This window comes from Brevundimonas sp. TWP3-1-2b1, assembly GCF_049896165.1.
Taxonomy (GTDB): domain Bacteria; phylum Pseudomonadota; class Alphaproteobacteria; order Caulobacterales; family Caulobacteraceae; genus Brevundimonas; species Brevundimonas subvibrioides_B.
This window is the reverse complement of the sequence record NZ_JAFCTT010000021.1, coordinates 1-19,472: the sequence shown is the minus strand read 5'-3', so window position 1 is coordinate 19,472 and position 19,472 is coordinate 1. Positions and strand designations below refer to the sequence as shown.

The following is a 19,472-nucleotide window of genomic DNA, read 5'->3' as shown; positions in this document are numbered from 1 at the left end:
TTCTTGCACCCCGGCGAAGGCCGGGGTCCAGATCACGGATTCAGGCGGCCGGGACGACGCACCGGGACTACATCGGCCCCGCAGGAGTTTTCCATTTGGACCCCGGACGTAGTTTATCCCCGGGCCGGCATTGCCGGACCCGTGGGCCGGGGTGCACGGTGAAATGAATGAGCGCTTCTGAACCACCCCAGGGTCTCGCCGGAATAACGGCCGCCGCCAGACAGGCGCCGGGTCGCGGCCTGCCGCCGGTGCATCTTTGGCATCCGGCGCATTGCGGCGACATCGACATCGTCATCCGCGCCGACGGCGTCTGGATGCATGAGGGTTCGCCGATCGGCCGCGCCGAACTGGTGCGGCTGTTCTCGACGGTGCTGAGGCGCGACCCTGACGGCTATCACCTCGTCACCCCCGGCGAGAAGATGCGGATCGAGGTCGAGGACCTGCCGTTCCGCGCGGTGACCATGACCCGCGACGGCGACGACCTGGTCTTCACCACCGATGTCGGCGACGAGACCCGCGCCGGGCCCGACCACCCGATCACCGTCGAGACCGATCCCGAGACCGGAGAACCCGCGCCCCGCGTCCATGTCCGCGCCGACCTCGAGGCCCGCATCGCACGCACCGTCTTCTACGATCTGGTCGAGCTGGCCGAAGTCAGGGATGGCCGCCTCGCCGTCCGGTCCGGCGGAGTCTGGTTCCCGCTCGGTCCGCCGGGAGCGGGCGTGGAATGAGCCATCGGACCCTGAAAGATCGGTTGGTCGAGCGGCTGGCGCCGGTCGGCGACTGGCGGGCGGAGACACGCGCCATCCGCTCGGACTTCGACCTGAACCCCGGCGCGCCGCGCTGGACGCCCGGTCCGCTGAAGCCCGCCGCCGTCCTGATCCCGATCGTCGCCGATCCCGCGGGCGCGCGCGTTCTGCTGACCCGTCGCGCCGACAGCCTGGCCAGACACACCGGCCAGGTCGCCTTTCCCGGCGGTCGGCTCGACCCCGGAGAGACGGCGGTCGACGCCGCCCTGCGCGAGGCGCGGGAGGAGGTCGACCTCGACCCTGCCGCCGTCACCGTCCTGGGTCTGTCCGACCCCTACGAGACCGGCACCGGCTATCTGGTCACGCCCGTCGTCGGCTGGATCGCGCGCCTGCCGCCCTTGAAGGCTTCGCCCGACGAGGTGGCGGAAATCTTCCAGACCCCCTGGGACTTCCTCATGGACCCGGCCAACCACAGCCGCGACCATCTTGAGGCGCCGGAGGGCGTCAAACGGTGGTTCTGGGCGATGACCTGGAACGAGCAGTATATCTGGGGCGTGACCGCCGGCATTATCCGCGGCCTGCGCGCGCGCCTCTATGGCGACGAGTTGAACCTCCCCGAATCGGCCGCCGAGGACGCCGCATGATCCGGCTGGAGGGCCAGGACTGGCTGACGAGTTCCGCGACCGCCGCCGTCTTCGACGCGCTGGAGGCGGCGGGCGGCCCCGACAGCGCCCGTTTCGTCGGGGGGTCGGTTCGCAACGCCCTGGTCGGACGGCCCGTGGACGACTTCGATGTCGCCACCCGGCTGAAGCCCGAGGAGTCGATGGCGGCGCTGAAGGTGGCCGGGATCAAGGTCGTTCCCACAGGCATCGCCCACGGCACGGTCACCGCCGTCTCGGAGAGGAAGCCCTATGAAATCACCAGCCTGCGCTGCGACGTTGAGACCGACGGCCGCCGCGCCGTCGTGGCCTTCACCGACGATTGGGCCGAGGACGCAGCGCGCCGCGACTTCCGCCTGAACGCCCTCTATGCCGATCGCACCGGCGCCATCTTCGACCCGACTGGGCAGGGGGTGGAGGATGCGCTCGCCGGACGCGTCGTCTTCGTCGGCGACCCGAACACCCGGATCGCGGAGGACTATCTCCGCATCCTGCGCTTCTTCCGCTTCTTCGCCTGGTATGGTGGTTCGGACCCTGACGCCGAGGGCCTCGCCGCCTGCACCACCCACGCCTCAGGGTTGACGCGGCTGTCCGCCGAGCGGGTGTCGAAGGAACTGATGAAGCTGCTGGCCGCGCCCGATCCGCGCCCGGCCATCCATGCGATGCGCGACGCCGGGGTGCTGGAGCGGCTGTTGCCTGCGGTGTCCGGGCTCGGGGCCTTCGATGCGTTGAGCGCCGCCAGCGACGATCCGGTCCTGCGGCTGTCGGCCCTTCTGCCGGATGACCCGGCCGCTGTTGTGGACATCGCGCGCGGCCTGCGTCTGCCCAGGGCGATCGAGACCCGCCTTGCCGCCGCAGCCGGGGGACCGCTTGATCCGACGACCGGCGAGCGTGAGCTGCGCGCGCTGATCTATCGCCTCGGCAAGGAGGCCGTCAGCGACCGTATCCGGCGCGGCGGTGCGCTTCAGACGCAGGCCGATACCGCCCCGGCATTGGCGCTAATCGATAGCTGGCCCGTTCCGCGCCTGCCGGTCGGCGGCCGCGACCTGGCGAAAATGGGCTTTGAGCCCGGCCCCGGGCATGGCCTCATCCTGAAGGCCTTCGAGGCCGAATGGATCGCCGAGGACTTCCCCGCCGACGGCCATCAGGAGCGGCTCACTCGGCTGGCGAAGCGGCCCTTGTGAAGCGGGTTATGACCGGTCGGTGGTCCGATCCCGTGGGCAGGCCCAACCGCCGCTCCACCAAGGCCAGATCGGGCGAGCGATAGACCTGGTCGATGGTCATGCCGGCGGCGTCGGGCAGCTTCGTCGGCCAGGTCCCCGGCCAACCCGGCGCGGGGATCAACGCGCCGTTGCCCTTGATGATCCGGCCGATCCGGGCGCTGGAGATGCTGTTGAAATCCCCGGCCGCGATCACCGGCCCGTCGACGGACCTCGCCCAGTCCGACAGTCCCTCGGCCTGGCGAATCTGCTCCCACTGGATTTGATAGGGCCATGGCCGCGTCATGTGCACGCCCGCGACCGTGACCGGGCCCAGATCGGTCTCCACCCTTGCCCCCACAACGAACAGGGCCGGAATGCGAAGCCGGATGTCGTGCAACGGCCGCCGCGAAGCGATCACCGACCGGGCGGCGCCGCCCGGTCGGTCGATGCGGCCGTTGACGGCCCGATAGGGGTATCCCGCCAGCACCCTGTCGATCTCCGCCGCCGGCGCATCCCCGAGCTCGACGAGGACGACGACGTCCGCATCGGCCGCAGCGATTGAGGCCGCTATCGCGTCCACATCAGTATTCCGGGCCTGGAGATTGGCGGAGTAGAGGGTGAAGTCCGGCGAGCCCGCCTCGGGGTCTCCGCGCGGCGGCGCCCATTGGCTCGACCCGGCCGCCAGCACGAGGGCGCAGACGACCACCGCCGTCGCGACCAGGGTCCGCGATCGCAAAAGCGCCGCTGCGACCAGCCCCGCCGCCGCCGCGATGAGCGCCGGCCCTGTGAACTGCGCAAGAATGTCGATCCACCGGTGACCGATCCCGCTCAGGCCCGCCAGCGCGATCGCCAGCGGAGCCAGAAGCGCCAGCCCCACGACACCGGCCGCGAACAATCGCGCATACGAGGCTCTGTCAGTCACTAAGACTTGCTATCCTTGGTGAACGCGGGTCGATGTAGTGCGTTGATCCGTCGCTTGGGAGGGCGAACATGGCGAAGCGGTCGATCGGGGATATCGAGAAGATCTGGTCCAATGTCGAGGGCGTCAAGAAGCTCTCCGACCGGGCCGTCGGCTTCGGCCCCTTCGGCATCGGCATGGACGGTCTGCTGACCTGGATCCCGCTCGTCGGCACGGTCTACAGCGTCGGGGCCGCCGCATGGCTGTTCACCCAGGCCGTGCGCGCCAGGGCCACGCCTTACACCATCGCCCGGATGGCCGGTTACCTGGGTCTCGACGTCGGCGCCGGGACTGTGCCGGTGGCCGGCAATGTGGTCGACTTCTTCTTCCCCGGCCACCTGATGGCGGCCAAGGCGTTGCAGAAGGACATCGAGAGCACCCACTGGGTCGAGGCGAATGAGCGCGACGCGCGGGCATCCGGCGAGCACGATCGGCACGTCGCCACGATGAAGGCCGATCCGAAAAAACGGCGCGTCGTCTATCTGCACGACTGAAGCCGCTGTTTCGCTTGACGGATCGGTCGGGGCCATCCCTATTCCGGCCATCGAGACTGGCCGGACCCGCTGAATGACCCCCATGCTGACGCGAGACGAACTGGCCGTGGCTCTCGGCAACGCGGGCGACGGCGACCGGGCCGCCTTCAGGATCGTCTATGAAGCGACCTCCGCGAAGCTATTGGGCGTGTGCCTGCGTATCTTGGCTGACCGCCAATTGGCCGAGGACGTTTTGCAGGACACCTATCTCACCGTCTGGAGGAAGGCCTCGACCTTCGACCCCGCGCGCGCGAGCCCGATCACCTGGCTGGTGACTATCGCGCGCAACCGGTCAATCGACCGTCTGAGGTCGGCCGCGCCGATGCGTCGCACAGCCCCGGTCGAGGACGCCCACGACCTGGCCGACGGCGCCCCCCTGGCCTCGGACGTGATCGAGACGACGGACGAGGTGAACCGGCTGAACGCCTGTCTCGACACGCTGGAGGACAGGGCCCGCGGCGTGATCCGCACTGCCTTCCTGGAGGGGGTTACCTATGACGCCCTGGCGATCCGCGAGAACGTGCCGCTGGGTACGATGAAGAGCTGGATCCGGCGGGGATTGCTCAGGCTGAGGAGCTGCCTCGAATCATGACCGACCTCCCTTCCGACAAACCCGGCCCTGATGACGCCCTGGCCGGCGAGCTGGCCCTGCGCGTCCTGTCGCCCGAAGAGGAGCGCGCCGCCCGCGCCCGCGAGGCCTCCGACCCCGCCTTCGCTGCCGAGGTCGAGGTCTGGAACGAGCATCTGGCCGGGTTTATCGCCGAGATTCCACCCGTCCAGCCATCCGCCCGAGTCTGGCCCCGCGTCGAGGCGGGCATCGCCCCGGTCGCTGCGAACGACAACCGCGCCGGCTTCTGGAGGATGTGGGCCCTGGGCTCGACCGGTCTGCTGGCCGCCAGCCTCGTCGCGGTCGCCCTGCTGGCCACGCGCCCGACCCCCGCGCCCATCGTCCAGACGGTCCCGACCGGCGGCGTGACCCGCGTCGCCACCATCGCCATGACCGATGGCGGGACTCCTGTGGTGGCCCTGGCCTATGACAGTGCGACCGGAAATCTGTTCATCGCTCCCACGGACGCGATGGATGGAGTCAGCGCCGTGCCGCACCTCTGGCTGGTCAGGCCGGGCGAGGCCGGGGTCCAGTTGATCGGCGCCATCGACGGCTCGGCCGCCTCGCATCACCATCTGACCGACGTCCTGGCCTCTACGGCGGGTCAGGCGGTCGCCGTCGCCATCTCGATGGAGGCGCCCGGTCACACCCCCGCCGCCGACAAGCCGGATGGCCCGGTGGTCGCCACCGGCGCGCTTCAGTCCCTGTAGACAGCATCCGGCCCGGCGAGCCGTCCGTAGTTGTTCGGGACCGGGCCGTTACGCCGCCGCCTCGCGCGGCGTCGTGGGTCCTGACAGCCGCGATCCGGTCAGCGGGGAGGCCTCCCAGCCCTTCCATGGTCTCCCCGCACTCCGTTTTCCGGCGATACCCATCAACGGATCGACCCAGGACCCCAATGAATTCAACGGCCGGCTCTTTTTAGAGCCTTTCAACGCGCGGGCCTCCGGGGCGCCCGCACACTGATCTCCGCATTCCAACGGAGATCGAAATGGCTTCGAACCACAGCGCGCGACTGGACCTGCCCTATCTGGCGGCCGGTCAGTTGCAGAAACATGTCACCCTCAACGAGGCCCTGACCCGACTGGACGTTCTGGCCCAGACGGCTGTGGTCAGCCGCACCGTCGTGGCCCAGCCCGCCGACCCGGACGACGGCGCCCTCTACATCCTGCCCGCGACCCCGACCGGCGCCGTCTGGTCGGGGTGGTCGGATGGGGATCTCGCCCGCGCCGAACTGGGCGGCTGGACCCGCGTGCCCGCGCCGGTCGGGACGCTGGCCGTCGTGCTGGACGAGGGCGCCCTCGTCGTGCGCGGTGACGACGGCTGGACACCGTTTCCGGTCCGTCTGCAGGACCTGACCCGGTTCGGCCTCAACACCGCGGCCGACGCCGACAATCCCTTCGCGGCCAGGCTGAACAAGGCGCTGTGGACGGCCCTGTCGACGGGTGACGGCGGCGACGGCGACCTGCGTTTCACCTTCAACAAGACGGGCGCCGCCGACGTTCTCTCTCTGCTGTTCCAGAGCGGCTACGGCGGGCGCGCCGAACTCGGCCTGATCGGCGACGACGACCTGCGCCTGAAGGTCAGTCCCGACGGCGGGACCTGGCGCGAGGCCCTGCGCATCGACAAGGACGACGCCCGCGTCTGGTTCTCCTGCGGCGCCACGCGGGCCGAGACGGTGCGCCTCACAGCCGGCGGCGACTTCGTCGCGCCCGACTGGGCCCGGCTGCTGATCGTCACCGCGCTCGGAGGCGGGGGCGGAGGCGGTGCGGGAGCCTCGGGCGCGAGCGGCGTGCGTCAGGGCGGGGGCGGGGGCGGCGGGGGCGGCCTGTCCCGGGCGGTCTGGCGCGTAGAGGACCTGCCCGGCCACCTGACTGTGACCCTCGGCGCGGGCGGGGCGTCCGGCGCAACCGGCGGCGACACCCTCATCACCGCCTCGGGCGTCACTCTCCTGACCGCGTGCGGCGGCCAGCCCGGCGCGAGCGGCGCGGCGGGCGGCGCCGGGGGCGCGGCCGGACCCGGCATCCACGGCGGCAACCCCGGCGGTGCGGCCTCGGCCATCGCCACGGCCGAGACGGGTCGCAGTCTCGAGAGCCCGGGGTCTCCAGGCGGGGGCGGAGGCGGCGGCGGACTCGATGCGGGCGGTGTGGCGCGAGCCGGCGGGCCCGGCGGCGCGGGTGGTGTTCTCGCCAGTCCCGCTTCCGGGGGCGCGGGCGGCGTTTCGACGACCGGTTCGAGCGGATCGGCGCCGGCCTCGAGCATCGCGGTGGCCGGCGGCGGCGGCGGCGGCGCGGGCGCGGTGACCTCCGGCGCAGGTCCGGCGGGCGGCGTGGCGGGCGGCTATGGCGCGGGCGGGGGAGGGGGCGGCGCGGGCGTCATCTCCGGTGGTGCGGGTGGCGCCGGTTCGGGCGGTGTCGTCGTGATCCTGATTCAGGGATGAGGCCGATGCCGCATCCCGACGCCGACCCCTTCTTCGACGGTGTCGGCCCTCTGCTGGATTTCGACGCGCTGGAGGCGCCCCGCCGCCTGTCCCGCGACGAGAGCCGCGCCGTCTGTGGAGCCGACTGGTCCAGGATCCATCCCGCCTCCGACGAGGAGCCTGACAATGATTGAGAACGACCCCCAGCCCTCATCCCGGCCTCCATCCCTGCCTTTGGCGGAGGCCAGATGGCTGTGGCGCCGGCTCTATGTCTTCGCGGCCAGCTTCGCCCTGTGGCGGTCGCTGTCCGCCGTCATCGACCGGACCGAATCCCACGCCCTCCCGGCCGTGGCCTCGGGCCTCATGTCGCTGCTGGCCCTGACCCTGATCCTCTATCTGGTCGCGCCGACGGCCCAGCAACTGGTCGCCCTGCTGGTCAATCTGCGTCTGCGTCTCGGAGCCCTGAAATGAGCTTCCGTCTGTCCGAACGTTCCCGCGCCCGGATGAGGGGCGTCCATCCCGCCCTCGTCGGCGTCATCGAGGCGGCGATCCACATCACGCCGGTCGACATCATGGTCACCGAAGGTCTGAGGACAACGGCCCGACAGGCGTGTCTGGTCCGCGCCGGAGCCAGCCGCACCCTGAATTCGCGGCACATAACCGGCCACGCGGTCGATGTCGCCGCCATGATCGATGGTGCGATCCGCTGGGACTGGCCCCTCTATCCGCGCATCGCCGAGGCCATCAAGACGGCGGCGAAGGCGAAGGGTGTGGCCTTGGTCTGGGGCGGCGACTGGCCGCGCCTGCGCGACGGGCCGCATTTCGAGCTCGACCGGCGGCTGTTCCCATGATCGGCCTGTCTCCGGTCCTGCGGACGCTGGCGCCGATGGGCTGGCTGGTCCTCGGCGTCTTTGTCCTCGCCGTCGCTGCCGTCGTCCTCGGCGGTCTCGGCTTCCGCTGGGATCCGTTCGGCCTCGACCGGCGACGGCTCGACCGCGCCGAGGCCTCGGTCGCCGCCGCCACGCAGCAGGCCGCCGCACGAACCGCCGAGGCCGAGGGTCAGGCCGGCCAGGTCGCCCGCCTCGACGCCGCCGTCCAGTCCGCCGTGACGCTGGAACGCGCCACCGCCCGATCCATCCAGACTGCGAGAACCGCCGATGACTCTTCCCTTCCCTTGCCTGCCGATCGCGCTGATCGCCTGCGCGGCCATGACCGCGAGCTGTGCCGGATCGCGCCCGATCTCGTCGGTTGCCCCGCCGCGCCTCACCCTGCCGGCGATGGCGAGCCGGCCGTGCGAATTGCATCGTCTTCCCGCCGCCCCGACCCTGGGTGACCTGGAGGCCGGCTATATGACCCGGGGCCGCCAGATCGCGGACTGCGACGCCGCGCGGCGACTGGCGGTCGAGACCTTGCTGGCCGAGCGACGGGCGGGAGAGGCGGCGAAGCGTCCCTGACGTCGTCCGTTTCGTCCGTTTCGTCAGGGTGTTTTCGTTTCGTCCGGACGAAACGCCCGGCAAAACCTGCCGGGTGCCCGGCATTTCCTGCCGTCCGGCCGGCAAACCGGCAAAACCTGCCGGGCGAGAAGCGTGGTTAAGGCAAAGTACCGTAGTTATTTCAACGCGCTGGTGGTTTGTCGAACTTGCGACGGTTGGCGCGCCAATTGCTTCTGATGCTGCTGAGCAAAATGCTCTCGACGGTCAAAATGACGGTCGGACACCTTGAAACAAGGACTTTCGTCATGGCGCTGAACAGCGTGAACACGAACTCGGGCGCCCTCGTCGCCCTGCAAAACCTGCAATCCACCAACGCCGAGCTGGGCGTCGTGCAGGGCCGCATCAATACCGGAAAAAAGGTCAACTCGGCCAAGGACAACGGCGCTATCTGGGCTATCGCCCAGGGCCAGCGCGGTGAGATCAGTGCCCTCGGCGCCGTCAAGGACAGCCTGGATCGCGGTTCGTCCATCGCCGACGTTTCCATTGCTGCCGGTGAATCCGTCTCCGACCTGCTGGTCCAGCTGAAGGAAAAGGCCCTGTCGGCGACTGACAAGTCGCTGTCCACGGCCTCGCGCAAGGCCTTGAACGAAGACTTCAAGTCCATCCGCGACCAGATCACCACGGTGGTCTCGAACGCCAAGTTCAACGGCGTGAACCTGCTGGACAACTCGACCACGACCAATGGCTACAAGGCTCTGTCGAACACGGCCGGCTCCACCATCAAGGTGGCGGGTGAAAACCTGTCGCTGGGCGGCGCCAACGTGACCCTCGCGGCTACTGCCACCATCGGCACCTCGACCCTGGCGACCACCGCTCTGGCCGCCGTCAACGCCTCCATCGACAACGTGTCGTCCGCTCTGGCTCGCCTGGGCACCGGCGCCAAGTCGCTGGACACGCACCGCACGTTCGTCGGCAAGCTTTCCGACGCTCTGGAAAACGGCGTGGGCAACCTGGTCGATGCGGATCTGGCCAAGGAAAGCGCGCGACTGCAGTCGCTGCAAACCAAGCAACAGCTGGGTGTGCAGGCTCTGTCGATCGCCAACTCCTCGACCTCGATCCTGCTCGGCCTGTTCCGATAAGCCAATGGAAGGGCGGGACTTCGGTCCCGCCCGACCGTTCCCTAGGGGACGCCGGAAGACCCGGCGTGAGGAGCCATGGACACCAATGCAAAGAGGATAGGCGCCGCCGCTTTGCCCGTCGTCGCAGCCACCGGGGCCGCGACCACGAGCAACGACTTCGATCAGGACCGCGCCGAACAGAAGGCTGAAGAGGCCGCCCGGTATCGTCTGATCATCGAGGAAGGGCCCATCCACGGAACCTTCATCTACAAGACCCTGGACAGCACCACCGGTGAGGTCATCCGCCAGTTCCCGCGAGAGCAGGTTTTGCGAATGGCCGAAAGCGGAGGCTACACGGCCGGGGGCCTGATCGACACCAGCGCCTGATTTTTCAGACGCCGGCCCAACCTTCCAGACCGCCCGGGATCGCCCGCCGCGGTTAATCGTCGTGGTTTACAGGCGTTAACCATACGGTGACTGTTACTGACCTAGCCTTCCGGCGATAACCCGGGGCTAGAAGACCTATGACGACGAACAGCGTTCACACCAATGCCGCCGCCGCCGTCGCGCTGCAGAACCTGTCCCGCACCAACGACAACCTGACCGGGGTGCAGAATCGGGTCGCCACCGGGCTGAAAATCCAGGGAGCCAAGGACAACGCCGCAATCTGGGCCATCGCCCAGGGCCAGCGCGCCGACCTCGGCGCCCTTTCCGCCGTGAAGCAGAGCCTGGACCGCGCCACCTCCATCGCCGACGTCGCCATGTCGGCGGGCGAATCGATCTCCGACCTGCTGAACCAGCTGAAAGAGAAGGTCGTCGCGGCCAAGGACGTCTCGCTCAAGACCCAGTCCCGCGAACTGCTCAACGCCGACTTCCAGGCCCTGCTCCGCGCCATCAAGTCGGCCGTGGAGAACGCCGAGTTCGACGGCGGCAACGTCCTGAACGGCTCCCTGACCAACGGGCTGAAGTTCCTCGCCAACGCCGACGCCTCGTCGTTCGTGACCCTGTCGGGCAAGAACCTGACCCTCAGCGGATCCATCCTGACGCTTGGTCTGGCTGACAGCCTGTTGACGATCACCGGCGCGACCACGGCGCTCAGCAAGCTGGACAATTCGATCAGCAAGCTGAACTCGGCGCTCGGCGACCTCGGAGCCCAGGCCAAGCAAATCTCGGCGCACAATACCTTCGTCTCGAAGCTCGCAGACACGATCGAATCGGGCATTGGCAATCTGGTGGACGCAGACCTCGCCAAGGAGAGCGCGCGCTTGCAGGCGTTGCAGGTGCAGCAGCAGCTCGGAGCTCAGGCCCTGTCGATCGCCAACCAGGCGCCGCAGATCATTCTGTCCCTGTTCCAGTAAGGATCAGAAGCGGCCCGAGCCCGGGGTGTGCCCGATCACCACGGGGGCAGGGCGGCGGCGCGGCGGCTGCGAGCGGTCTCCGAACCCGTACAGGGCCAGCAGGTTCTGGATTAGTGACTTCGGGAAGATCATGATCTCACTCCTGTCCGACGAGATCAGAACACGATTCGCATTCCATCGTTCCCTGGTCGAACATTAATCTCGCATTGAGCCCGCTCGCGTACCGTCCTCCGCGGAGGATCGAGTGGCGATCAACAACAGCTATCTGATGGGTCTGTTCGGCGGTTCGTATGACCCCGCATCCTCGGCTGCGCTGACGAAGCTTGTCACGAAGAAGGCCCAGCCGACCGCGCCGTGGAGCACCTCGGCCCAGGCGACAGCGCCCAAGGCGGACGCCCTCGTTCGCGCCGCGCTCGGCGGCCGCGCCTTCGTCAACGAGGACGCCGCCCAGCTCGACGTGAAGGGCGCCTCGGCCGACTACAGGAAGCTGTTCGCCCTCTATCAGGGGCTGGAGTCGCTCAACGCCCTGGCCAATCGCGCCTCGGTGAAGGGCCTGAGCACGACCGACCTGGCCCTGACCCAGAAACGATTCGCCTCGGGCCTCGCCGAAATCGGCTCCTACCTCGGCAAGGCCGAATTCGACGCGCTGCGCATGGTGCAGGGCAGGTCGTCCTCGACCTCCAAGACGACCGCCGGCGTCCCTCGTGACAGCTCCAACTCGATCACCGGCCCGATCCACGAAGGCGCGCTGGACACGCCGGTGAAGGCCTTCCAGGGCGACACCAGGTTCAACATCACCATCAAGGCGCCGGTCGGGCTTTCGACCCAGACCACAGCCGTGCCGATCGATCTGTCTGATATGGGTTCGACGCCCCGGACGATGGACTTTGTCACGAGCTTCATCAACGGCAAGCTGGAGGCCGCCGGCTTCCAGACCCGTATCGGCCGCGACCAGATCAAGGCGGAGCCCAAGGTCATCCAGGTCGCAGGAAAGCCCGTGACCCTGCCGGCGGGCCCCGACAGGTGGGCGCTCGCGATCCGCGGGACCTCGACCGAGACCGTCGGCTTCACCGCCTCCGAGACATCGGACGCCGTCTATGTCGTCCAGTCCGCCGGCGCCCCGGCCACGACCGTGACCACGACGGTCAACGGCGTATCGACCACCAAGACCACCGTTCCAGCCACCACCATCAACCAGATCCTGAAGTTCCAGAGCGACGGCGGGACGGCGGCCCAGCCCGCCGGCGGCAACGTCGGCGAGACCCAATGGGTCGACGGCCGCATATCCCAGGAGAAGATGCCCGAGGGCGTCACAGCCGTCCGCGCCAGCGCGGTCGGGCCGGACGGCTCGCTGTGGATCGTCGGCGACGTCACCTCCGGCGGGACGAGCCAGCCGATCAAGGGCGTCCAGGACGTCGCCCTGATGAAGTACGATTCGGCTGGACGGCTGGTCGCGACCCGCACCCTGGGGGCCGCCTCGACCGCCAGCGGCTATGCCATCGCAATCGACGACAACGGTGATGTCGCGGTCGCCGGTTCGGTTACCGGGGCGCTGAACACCTCGACCACGGACGCGGGCAGGACCGGAGATGTCGCCAACGTCGCCGACAGCTTCGTCACCGTGTTCAACAAGGACGGCGAGGAGCGGTGGACCCAGCGTCGCGGCGCCCGCGCGGCCGATGAGGCGACCAGCGTCTCCTTCGGCGCCGACGGCCTGGTCTATATCGGCGGGCGGTCGAAATCGGCCATTCCCGGATCGGTCTCGGTCGGCGGCTGGGATGGATATGTCCAGGCCTTCAAGGCGGGCGAGCCCTATCCGACAGCGGGCATCGTCTCCAAGGCGATCGGCCAGAGCCAGTTCGGCACCGGCGGCGACGACAGCGTCGATGCGATGACCATCGACGGCTCCAACCTCTATACAGCCGGCGTCGAGGACAGCCGCGCCGTGGTGCGCCGCTTCACCCTGGACGCGGAGGGCGTGCCGACCCTGGCCTCGACGCGTGACCTCGGCGCCATTTCGGGCGAGATCGCCGGCATCGCCGTCGCCGACGGGAAGGTCATCCTGACCGGGACCAGCCGCGACAGCGGTCTCGCTGCCGGGACCACGACCACGGCCCATTCGGGCGGCAAGGACGTCTTCGTCGCCGCCATCTCCACCGACCTGACGGCCACCGGGACCGATCGGCTGAGCTGGTACGGCGACGCGGGCGACGACACGGCCGCCGACGTGAAGGTGCATGACGGGAAGGTCTGGATCACCGGCATCGCCGACCGCGATCCCGCCGCAAAGGACACGGACCCGACCAAGGCCTATCTGACCCGGCTCGACCCCTTGACCGGCGCGGTCGAATACACCCGCACCTGGTCCGGAGACGGCGACCAGGCCAGGCCGATGACCCTGGCTGTCGCGTCCGGCGGGGCCAGCGTCCTGGACCGTCTGGGCCTGCCGCAGGGCGAGATCGACCAGAGCGATTCCAAAAAACTGACCGACGCCACCTCCCTGCGGGTCGGCGACCGCTTCTATATCACGCCCGCCAACGGCGGCCGGGCCCAGGCTGTGACCATCGACGCCAAGGACACCCTGGCGACCCTGGCCCGCAAGATCAGCGTGGCGTCCGGCGGCAAGCTGAAGGTCACCGTCGCCTCCGAAGGCGGCGCGGTCACCGGCAGGGACGGCGAGACCACGACCACCACCGGCGGCGTCCAGCGCCTGTCGATCATGGCCAAGGACGGCAAGACCGGCGCGATCCTGACCGCCGGCGAGACTGGCAGGGACGCCCTGATGGGGCTCGGCCTGTCGGCGGGCTATGTCGGGCTGGCCTCGGCCGACACCAGTGTGAAGACTTTCGGCCTGGACCTGCCCGGCAACCTGACCCTGAACAACGAGGCTGCGATCACGGCGGCCGGCGAAAAGCTTCAGGGCGCGCTCAAGGTCATCCGCGACGCCTATCGCGGACTGGCGCCCCAGGACGCGACTGCTTCGGCGTCCGGTCCCGTCCCCGCCTATCTGACCAACCAGCTCGCCAACTATCAGGCTGCGCTCGCCCGCCTGACCGGATAAGCGGGCGCCGTTTTCGCTTCGCAGTTGACGCCCCGGGGCGGGGCGGGGTTATTGAGGCCTTCAAGGCCCGACGCCCAGCGAGCTCCGCTTCATGCAACTGCCCAACGACAATCGCGTCATCATCGCCATCGGTGTGGGCCTCGCCGTCCTGGCGGCCGTGGTGCTGGCCCTGGTGTTCGGCGGAAGCCGTGAACCGGCCGCACCGAAAGCGCCGGAAACCGAAGGCCCCGGCGGGCTGACGGTCAATGTCGGCGATGCGCCGTCGCTGGAGCCGACACGAGCCTTGCGCTGCTTTGTCGATGGCCAGTTCATCGGCATGGCGACCCTGTCCGACTGCGCCCGACGCAACGGCCTGGCCACGGACGCCCTGGATGTGGGTCTCGACGAGACGGGCGCCCTCGCCGCCGCCCCTACGGCGTCCTTCGCCCCGCCGCCAGCCCTGCCCGATGCGGCCGGGACAGCCGGCAGCGGCGTCGTCGATCCCTACGACACGACCCTGCCCGAAAAGCCCCAGCCGCAGCCCCAGCCGCGCGTGGAGCGTGCGTCCGGAGCATCCTGCCTGCGCTTCACCGGCTCGGACTGGCGTGAGCTGGGCCAGATGAGCCTGAACCAGTGCGTCCAGGCCCTGTACGCGGGAACCTGCGTCCGCCCTGGCGACGCCCAGTACGGCCGCCACGGCAACCTGACCCTGCGTCTGGTGCCCCGGCGCGTCGAACAGTCCAATGACAACACGCGCTTCCGCATCCTGGCCGACCAGGATCGCAGCTGCCAGTTCCCGAGCCTGAACTGATGATCCGCCCCATCCTGATCGCATCGATCCTGGCGATCCCGCTCCTCGCGGGTTGCGCCCAGGCGGTGAAGGCCCCGACCGATACCGGCGTCTGCTATGCGGTTGAGCAGTCTGAGGGCGAGCCGGTCTTCAACGTCGTCGCGCGTGATCAGGTCCAGATCGAGATGTGCGCCGCCCGGCTGGAGGAAATGCGTCTGCGTTTCCGCAGCCTGGGCAGCACGCGCGAGGAGGTCACCGGCGCCTATCAGGGCCAGTTCATCTTCGTCGACCGTCGGGGCGTCTCGTTCGCGCGGACGCTGGAGGGGGCGCGGTTCTTCGCCTTGGCGCGGACCGGCGACGGTCGCCTGGCGGTGCCGGGCGCCATCGAGCGTGGCGTCACCGAACTGGGCGTCGTGGTCGAGGAACGCGCCCCGCCCTCGTTCCCGGGACAGTAGAACAAACTCGGAACACGTGTTAACGGTTTCGCGGGCGCGCCTCGCGGGACCAGGATTTTCAGCCCGGTCGCACAGTCGCGCCGGAGCGATCAGAGAAAGAATTTCATCATGGCGGGAAGCGTCAACAAGGTCATCCTCATCGGCAATCTGGGTCGCGATCCGGAAATCCGCTCCATGCCGAACGGCGACCGTATCGCCAACTTCTCCCTGGCCACCTCCGAGACCTGGCGTGACAAGTCATCGGGCGAGCGCAAGGAGAAGACCGAATGGCACCGTGTTTCGGTCTTCAACGACAACATCGTCAAGGTCGTTGAAAACTATGTGAAAAAGGGCTCGACCGTCTATGTCGAAGGCTCGCTCCAGACGCGCAAGTGGACCGACAAGGACGGCGTCGAGAAATACACCACCGAAATCATCATCGGTCGCTTCAACGGTCAGCTGACCATGCTGGGCGGCCGTGACGGCGGCGGCGCTTCTCAAGGCGGCGGTCAGGGTTCGGGCGGTCGCTCGAACGACGACGACTACTCCTCGGGCTTCTCCACCGGCGGCGCCAACAAGCCCTCCGGCCCGAAGGAGAGCTACGACCTCAACGACGACATCCCGTTCTAAACAGACCGGTCCAGCGCAATCGAAACGTCGGCTCATGCATTGTGAGCCGACGTTTTTGTTCGGGCATGCGATAGGCCGTCCGTGCCCGTAACTCCCGACAAGCCCCACAGCCCCCTGTCCCTGATGGAGATCGGCGCGATCGCCGCCATCGTGGTGATCTGGGGGGCTAACAATGCCGCCGCCAAGGTGGCGACCGAGGTGCTGCCACCGCTGCTGACCGGAGCCATTCGCTTCTCCATCGCCGCCCTGTGCCTGATCCCCTTCGTGCGCCCGCCCTTTCCGAACTGGAAGAGCCTGGTCCTGATCGTCATCCTTGGCGGACCCCTGCACTACGGTCTGCTCTATCTGGGGTTCGCCCTGGCCGAAGACGTCAGCCCGGTCTCGGTCGCGTCCCAGCTCTGGATCCCCTTCACGGCCCTGTTCGCCTTCCTGCTGCTGGGCGAGCGGCTGTCGATCGCCGCCCTGATCGGCATGGTCGTGTCGCTGATCGGCGTCGCCTGGATGTCGGCCGATCCCCATGCCCTGCATGACTGGCCCGCCATCCTGGTGATTATCGCTGCAGCGGCCTTCTGGGGGATTACGACCGTGATCGCGCGCCGGACCACCTCGATCCCGCCGCTGAAGATGCAAGGGCTGCTCGCCTTTGTCGCCCTGCCGACCCTCGCGTTCGGCTCGGCCATGTTCGAGACCGGTCAGGTCGAGGCTGTGCGGGCCGCGACGCCGCTGATCTGGGTCTGTATGCTGTGGGCTGGGATCATCTCGTCGGTCTTTGCCACCAGTATGGTGTTCTGGCTGGTGCAGAAGCGCGAGGCGGGGCGGGTGACGCCCTATTTCCTCGCCACGCCCGTGGTCTCGATCGCCATCGGCTGGGGCCTGCTGGGCGATGTGCTGACGCCGCAGATCCTCACCGGCGCCGCCCTGACCATGGCCGGCGTGGCTGTGGTCGCGCTCGCGGAGCGGGGCCTGCGGGCAGGCGCGGCGAAGGCCTAGAGCAGGATCGGCTGGAGAGGAATCGCTTCGCGATTCCGCTGATGCCGTGGATCCTGCTCCAGTTATCAGCGAGAGCCTGATTCACGCTTTCGAGAGAAGCGCGAAGCGCTTCCGTCTCAAACGATCAGGCTCTAGCCCGCCGCCATCACGCCGCAGGCCACCCGGTCGCCGGCGCCGCCGATCGGCTGGCTGACATGGTCATCGACCTTGGCGTGGATGACGATGGCCGAGCCGTCCGCATCCCACAGCCACTGACCCGGGCCTTCGTCGGCGATCCGGGCGCGGCTGGTGAACAGCTCCGCCGAGACCGAGCCGTCGGGCGCCGCGAAGATGTTGGGCAGATCCCCGTCATCGGGCCCTCCTGCGTTCATCAGGCCGTGCGGGGCCTTCGGTTCGCCGTGGTTCACATGGGCTCCGGCCGAGGTGAAGGGCGCGGCGCATTCGCCGACGGCGTGGATATGCACCCCATGCCAGCCCGGCGTCAGGCCGGTCGCCTCGATCCGGATCAGCAGGCCCGTCGCGCCCTGCGTCAGGACGGCCCGGCCGATTCGCGCGCCGGAGGCGTTGACGAGGGTCGCCTCGCCGAAGTCACCCGGCGTCGCCCGCATCATCGTGTGATCGCCGTAGTCGTTGGCGGTGACGCTGACGCAGGCTCCCAGCGGGGCCGCGAGGAGGGCGACGGCAAGGGCTGCGGTGCGCATGGATTTGGTCCTTTCACGGATAGGCCGGGCGCCTGTGAAAAAGCCTGCGAAACTTTGCCTCGCGGGCCCACGGGTGCTAGAAATCGTCATAGCGGATCACGTTCCGATTCCGGCCATCTAAAGCCTAAAATCCTTGACCGACGACAGCTACGAAAACGCCGCACCGCCAGCCGGTTCGGGCGGCTCGGACATTTCCATCATCTCGATCGAGGCCGAGCTGAAACGCTCCTACCTCGACTACGCCATGAGCGTGATCGTCAGCCGCGCGCTGCCGGACGCCCGTGACGGCCTGAAGCCGGTTCACCGTCGTATCCTCTACTCGATGCATGACCTGAACATGACGCCCGAGCGCAGCTATTCGAAATGCGCCCGCGTCGTCGGCGACGTGCTCGGCCGGTTCCACCCGCACGGCGACGCCTCGGTCTATATGGCCCTGGTCCGCATGGCCCAGCCGTTCTCGATGGGGCTGATGCTGATCGACGGCCAGGGCAATTTCGGCTCGGTCGACGGCGATATGCCCGCCTCGATGCGATACACCGAGGCCAGGATGGCCCCGGCGGCCAGCGCCTTGCTGCACGACATCGACAAGGACACCGTCGATTTCCAGCCGAACTACGACGAGAAGGAGCTGGAGCCCGTCGTCCTGCCGGCGCGGATCCCGAACCTGCTGGTCAACGGCGCGGGCGGCATCGCCGTCGGCATGGCGACCAACATCCCGCCGCATAATCTGGGCGAGATCGTCGATGCGGCCGTGGCCCTGCTGGACGACCCCAACATCTCCGACGACGCCCTGCTGGACATCGTGCCGGGTCCCGACTTCCCCACCGGTGGGGAAATCCTGGGCCGCACCGCGCCCCGCAACGCCCTGCGCGACGGTCGCGGCTCGGTCATCGTGCGCGGCGTCGCCTCGGTCGAGACCATCCGCAAGGACCGGGAGGCCATCGTGGTCACCGAGCTTCCGTTCCAGGTCAACAAACAGACCCTGATCGAGCGCATCGCCGAGATGGTCCGCGAGAAACGCCTCGAAGGCATTTCCGACGTCCGCGACGAATCGGATCGCCAGGGCATGCGGATCGTCATTGAACTGAAGCGCGATGCGTCCGGCGACGTGATCCTGAACCAGCTGTGGCGCTACACCGCCATGCAGTCGTCGTTCGGCGTCAACATGCTGGCCCTGAACCACGGCCGCCCGGAACAGATGGGCCTGCGCAAGATGCTCGAGGTCTTCCTCGACTTCCGCGAAGAGGTCGTGGTCCGTCGCGTCAAGTTCGAGCTGGCCAAGGCCCGTGACCGCGGCCACGTCCTGGTCGGTCTGGCCGTCGCCGTGGCCAATATCGACGAGGTCATCCACATCATCCGGTCCTCGGCCGATCCGGCTGAGGCGCGTGAGCGGCTGCAGGCCAAGGCCTGGCCTGTCGGCGACATGATCGCCCTCGTCGAGCTGATCGCCGATCCACGCTCCGTCCTGATCGACGGCGACAGCCTGAAGCTGACTGACGAACAGGCCCGCGCCATCCTTGGCCTGACGCTCAGCCGCCTGACCGGCCTCGGCCGCGACGACATCTTCGCCGAGGCGCGCGGCCTGGCCGACACCATCCAGGGCCACCTGACGATCCTGTCGGACCGCAAGAACATCATCGCCATCATCCGCGAGGATCTTCTGAAGGTGCGCGATGAGTTCGCCGTGCCCCGTCGCACGACCATCGGCGAAGGCGACTTCGAACTGGAAGACGAGGACCTGATCCCGCGCGAGGACATGGTCGTCACCGTCACCCACGGCGGCTACGTCAAGCGCGTCGCCCTGAACGCCTATCGGACCCAGCATCGCGGCGGCAAGGGCAAGTCCGGCATGAC

23 protein-coding genes are annotated in these 19,472 nt (G+C 68.4%); 20 read left to right on the top strand and 3 right to left on the bottom strand.

Annotated elements, in window-relative coordinates:
- Nucleotides 1-167: 167 nt before the first annotated feature.
- Genes ACP7AB_RS15945 through ACP7AB_RS15935 form a run of 3 tightly spaced genes read left to right on the top strand, consistent with a single transcriptional unit; the run spans nucleotide 168 to nucleotide 2,592 of the window.
- The gene (locus tag ACP7AB_RS15945) at nucleotides 168-731 is read left to right on the top strand and encodes a DUF1285 domain-containing protein (protein WP_425990698.1); all 564 of its coding nucleotides are present in this window, start codon (nucleotides 168-170) and stop codon (nucleotides 729-731) included.
- Nucleotides 728-1,393, top strand: a complete 666-nt coding sequence (locus tag ACP7AB_RS15940; RefSeq protein ID WP_425990696.1) for a CoA pyrophosphatase — start codon at nucleotides 728-730, stop codon at nucleotides 1,391-1,393. Before ACP7AB_RS15945 ends, ACP7AB_RS15940 begins: the two co-directional genes overlap by 4 nt.
- Nucleotides 1,390-2,592, top strand: coding sequence for a CCA tRNA nucleotidyltransferase (locus ACP7AB_RS15935; protein WP_425990694.1), 1,203 nt, complete (start codon nucleotides 1,390-1,392; stop codon nucleotides 2,590-2,592). The genes ACP7AB_RS15940 and ACP7AB_RS15935 overlap by 4 nt, the downstream gene beginning before the upstream one ends.
- Here the strand turns inward: ACP7AB_RS15935 and ACP7AB_RS15930 are convergent.
- The gene (locus ACP7AB_RS15930; protein WP_425990692.1) at nucleotides 2,564-3,532 is read right to left on the bottom strand and encodes an endonuclease/exonuclease/phosphatase family protein; all 969 of its coding nucleotides are present in this window, start codon (nucleotides 3,530-3,532) and stop codon (nucleotides 2,564-2,566) included. The two genes, ACP7AB_RS15935 and ACP7AB_RS15930, sit on opposite strands and share 29 nt — an antisense overlap.
- 68 nt (nucleotides 3,533-3,600) lie before the next feature.
- Between ACP7AB_RS15930 and ACP7AB_RS15925 the strand changes: the two genes are divergently transcribed.
- The 11 genes from ACP7AB_RS15925 to ACP7AB_RS15875 all read left to right on the top strand — a co-directional run bounded on the left by ACP7AB_RS15925 (nucleotide 3,601) and on the right by ACP7AB_RS15875 (nucleotide 11,033).
- Entirely contained in the window at nucleotides 3,601-4,062 is a 462-nt protein-coding gene (locus ACP7AB_RS15925) for a DUF4112 domain-containing protein (protein WP_425990690.1), read from the top strand.
- A 73-nt stretch (nucleotides 4,063-4,135) separates the two neighbouring features.
- A complete protein-coding gene (locus ACP7AB_RS15920; RefSeq protein WP_425990689.1) occupies nucleotides 4,136-4,693 on the top strand; it encodes a sigma-70 family RNA polymerase sigma factor in 558 nt (185 codons plus the stop codon).
- A complete protein-coding gene (locus ACP7AB_RS15915) occupies nucleotides 4,690-5,418 on the top strand; it encodes an anti-sigma factor (RefSeq protein ID WP_425990687.1) in 729 nt (242 codons plus the stop codon). The genes ACP7AB_RS15920 and ACP7AB_RS15915 overlap by 4 nt, the downstream gene beginning before the upstream one ends.
- 278 nt (nucleotides 5,419-5,696) lie before the next feature.
- The gene (locus ACP7AB_RS15910) at nucleotides 5,697-7,145 is read left to right on the top strand and encodes a DUF2793 domain-containing protein (protein ID WP_425990685.1); all 1,449 of its coding nucleotides are present in this window, start codon (nucleotides 5,697-5,699) and stop codon (nucleotides 7,143-7,145) included.
- A 5-nt stretch (nucleotides 7,146-7,150) separates the two neighbouring features.
- On the top strand, nucleotides 7,151-7,318 hold the full coding sequence (locus ACP7AB_RS15905; RefSeq protein ID WP_425990683.1) for a hypothetical protein: 168 nt from the start codon (nucleotides 7,151-7,153) through the stop codon (nucleotides 7,316-7,318).
- Nucleotides 7,311-7,595: a hypothetical protein gene (locus ACP7AB_RS15900; RefSeq protein WP_425990681.1), complete on the top strand. Its 285-nt coding sequence runs from the start codon at nucleotides 7,311-7,313 to the stop codon at nucleotides 7,593-7,595. The genes ACP7AB_RS15905 and ACP7AB_RS15900 overlap by 8 nt, the downstream gene beginning before the upstream one ends.
- Complete coding sequence (locus tag ACP7AB_RS15895) at nucleotides 7,592-7,975, top strand: M15 family metallopeptidase (protein ID WP_425990679.1); 384 nt, start codon at nucleotides 7,592-7,594, stop codon at nucleotides 7,973-7,975. Before ACP7AB_RS15900 ends, ACP7AB_RS15895 begins: the two co-directional genes overlap by 4 nt.
- Nucleotides 7,972-8,457, top strand: a complete 486-nt coding sequence (locus tag ACP7AB_RS15890; protein WP_425990677.1) for a hypothetical protein — start codon at nucleotides 7,972-7,974, stop codon at nucleotides 8,455-8,457. Before ACP7AB_RS15895 ends, ACP7AB_RS15890 begins: the two co-directional genes overlap by 4 nt.
- 405 nt (nucleotides 8,458-8,862) lie before the next feature.
- Nucleotides 8,863-9,696: a flagellin gene (locus ACP7AB_RS15885; protein WP_425990673.1), complete on the top strand. Its 834-nt coding sequence runs from the start codon at nucleotides 8,863-8,865 to the stop codon at nucleotides 9,694-9,696.
- A gap of 75 nt (nucleotides 9,697-9,771) precedes the next feature.
- Complete coding sequence (locus ACP7AB_RS15880; protein WP_425990672.1) at nucleotides 9,772-10,062, top strand: flagellar protein FlaG; 291 nt, start codon at nucleotides 9,772-9,774, stop codon at nucleotides 10,060-10,062.
- A 137-nt stretch (nucleotides 10,063-10,199) separates the two neighbouring features.
- Entirely contained in the window at nucleotides 10,200-11,033 is an 834-nt protein-coding gene (locus ACP7AB_RS15875) for a flagellin (protein WP_425990671.1), read from the top strand.
- Between the two features lie 3 nt (nucleotides 11,034-11,036).
- Here the strand turns inward: ACP7AB_RS15875 and ACP7AB_RS15870 are convergent, their stop codons facing one another.
- Nucleotides 11,037-11,165 (bottom strand): hypothetical protein, encoded by a 129-nt coding sequence (locus ACP7AB_RS15870; protein WP_425990669.1) that lies wholly within the window; start codon nucleotides 11,163-11,165, stop codon nucleotides 11,037-11,039.
- 112 nt (nucleotides 11,166-11,277) lie between these two features.
- Here ACP7AB_RS15870 and ACP7AB_RS15865 point away from each other — a divergent pair, with 112 nt between their 5' ends.
- The 5 genes from ACP7AB_RS15865 to ACP7AB_RS15845 all read left to right on the top strand — a co-directional run bounded on the left by ACP7AB_RS15865 (nucleotide 11,278) and on the right by ACP7AB_RS15845 (nucleotide 16,917).
- Nucleotides 11,278-14,094 (top strand): transcriptional regulator, encoded by a 2,817-nt coding sequence (locus ACP7AB_RS15865; RefSeq protein WP_425990667.1) that lies wholly within the window; start codon nucleotides 11,278-11,280, stop codon nucleotides 14,092-14,094.
- A gap of 91 nt (nucleotides 14,095-14,185) precedes the next feature.
- Entirely contained in the window at nucleotides 14,186-14,884 is a 699-nt protein-coding gene (locus ACP7AB_RS15860) for a hypothetical protein (protein ID WP_425990665.1), read from the top strand.
- On the top strand, nucleotides 14,884-15,318 hold the full coding sequence (locus ACP7AB_RS15855) for a hypothetical protein (RefSeq protein WP_425990663.1): 435 nt from the start codon (nucleotides 14,884-14,886) through the stop codon (nucleotides 15,316-15,318). The genes ACP7AB_RS15860 and ACP7AB_RS15855 overlap by 1 nt, the downstream gene beginning before the upstream one ends.
- 108 nt (nucleotides 15,319-15,426) lie before the next feature.
- Entirely contained in the window at nucleotides 15,427-15,927 is a 501-nt protein-coding gene (gene ssb / locus ACP7AB_RS15850; RefSeq protein WP_303697072.1) for a single-stranded DNA-binding protein, read from the top strand.
- A gap of 81 nt (nucleotides 15,928-16,008) precedes the next feature.
- Nucleotides 16,009-16,917, top strand: coding sequence for a DMT family transporter (locus ACP7AB_RS15845; protein WP_425990661.1), 909 nt, complete (start codon nucleotides 16,009-16,011; stop codon nucleotides 16,915-16,917).
- 131 nt (nucleotides 16,918-17,048) lie between these two features.
- Here ACP7AB_RS15845 and ACP7AB_RS15840 read toward each other — a convergent pair whose 3' ends face one another.
- Complete coding sequence (locus ACP7AB_RS15840; protein ID WP_425990659.1) at nucleotides 17,049-17,618, bottom strand: superoxide dismutase family protein; 570 nt, start codon at nucleotides 17,616-17,618, stop codon at nucleotides 17,049-17,051.
- Nucleotides 17,619-17,751: 133 nt separating this feature from the next.
- Between ACP7AB_RS15840 and ACP7AB_RS15835 the strand changes: the two genes are divergently transcribed.
- The coding region (locus ACP7AB_RS15835; RefSeq protein ID WP_426046187.1) for a DNA topoisomerase (ATP-hydrolyzing) at nucleotides 17,752-19,472 on the top strand (1,721 nt) is incomplete at its 3' end.

What these genes read in the sequence shown, in the direction of transcription:
- ACP7AB_RS15870 (WP_425990669.1), bottom strand. Translation starts at nt 11,165, where the DNA reads ATGATCTTCCCGAAGTCACTAATCCAGAACCTGCTGGCCCTGTACGGG.
- ACP7AB_RS15945 (WP_425990698.1), top strand. Translation starts at nt 168, where the DNA reads ATGAGCGCTTCTGAACCACCCCAGGGTCTCGCCGGAATAACGGCCGCC.
- ACP7AB_RS15880 (WP_425990672.1), top strand. Translation starts at nt 9,772, where the DNA reads ATGGACACCAATGCAAAGAGGATAGGCGCCGCCGCTTTGCCCGTCGTC.
- ACP7AB_RS15940 (WP_425990696.1), top strand. Translation starts at nt 728, where the DNA reads ATGAGCCATCGGACCCTGAAAGATCGGTTGGTCGAGCGGCTGGCGCCG.
- ACP7AB_RS15860 (WP_425990665.1), top strand. Translation starts at nt 14,186, where the DNA reads ATGCAACTGCCCAACGACAATCGCGTCATCATCGCCATCGGTGTGGGC.
- ACP7AB_RS15895 (WP_425990679.1), top strand. Translation starts at nt 7,592, where the DNA reads ATGAGCTTCCGTCTGTCCGAACGTTCCCGCGCCCGGATGAGGGGCGTC.
- ACP7AB_RS15900 (WP_425990681.1), top strand. Translation starts at nt 7,311, where the DNA reads ATGATTGAGAACGACCCCCAGCCCTCATCCCGGCCTCCATCCCTGCCT.
- ACP7AB_RS15925 (WP_425990690.1), top strand. Translation starts at nt 3,601, where the DNA reads ATGGCGAAGCGGTCGATCGGGGATATCGAGAAGATCTGGTCCAATGTC.
- ACP7AB_RS15915 (WP_425990687.1), top strand. Translation starts at nt 4,690, where the DNA reads ATGACCGACCTCCCTTCCGACAAACCCGGCCCTGATGACGCCCTGGCC.
- ACP7AB_RS15890 (WP_425990677.1), top strand. Translation starts at nt 7,972, where the DNA reads ATGATCGGCCTGTCTCCGGTCCTGCGGACGCTGGCGCCGATGGGCTGG.
- ACP7AB_RS15885 (WP_425990673.1), top strand. Translation starts at nt 8,863, where the DNA reads ATGGCGCTGAACAGCGTGAACACGAACTCGGGCGCCCTCGTCGCCCTG.
- ssb (WP_303697072.1), top strand. Translation starts at nt 15,427, where the DNA reads ATGGCGGGAAGCGTCAACAAGGTCATCCTCATCGGCAATCTGGGTCGC.
- ACP7AB_RS15920 (WP_425990689.1), top strand. Translation starts at nt 4,136, where the DNA reads ATGACCCCCATGCTGACGCGAGACGAACTGGCCGTGGCTCTCGGCAAC.
- ACP7AB_RS15840 (WP_425990659.1), bottom strand. Translation starts at nt 17,618, where the DNA reads ATGCGCACCGCAGCCCTTGCCGTCGCCCTCCTCGCGGCCCCGCTGGGA.
- ACP7AB_RS15875 (WP_425990671.1), top strand. Translation starts at nt 10,200, where the DNA reads ATGACGACGAACAGCGTTCACACCAATGCCGCCGCCGCCGTCGCGCTG.
- ACP7AB_RS15905 (WP_425990683.1), top strand. Translation starts at nt 7,151, where the DNA reads ATGCCGCATCCCGACGCCGACCCCTTCTTCGACGGTGTCGGCCCTCTG.
- ACP7AB_RS15910 (WP_425990685.1), top strand. Translation starts at nt 5,697, where the DNA reads ATGGCTTCGAACCACAGCGCGCGACTGGACCTGCCCTATCTGGCGGCC.
- ACP7AB_RS15855 (WP_425990663.1), top strand. Translation starts at nt 14,884, where the DNA reads ATGATCCGCCCCATCCTGATCGCATCGATCCTGGCGATCCCGCTCCTC.
- ACP7AB_RS15935 (WP_425990694.1), top strand. Translation starts at nt 1,390, where the DNA reads ATGATCCGGCTGGAGGGCCAGGACTGGCTGACGAGTTCCGCGACCGCC.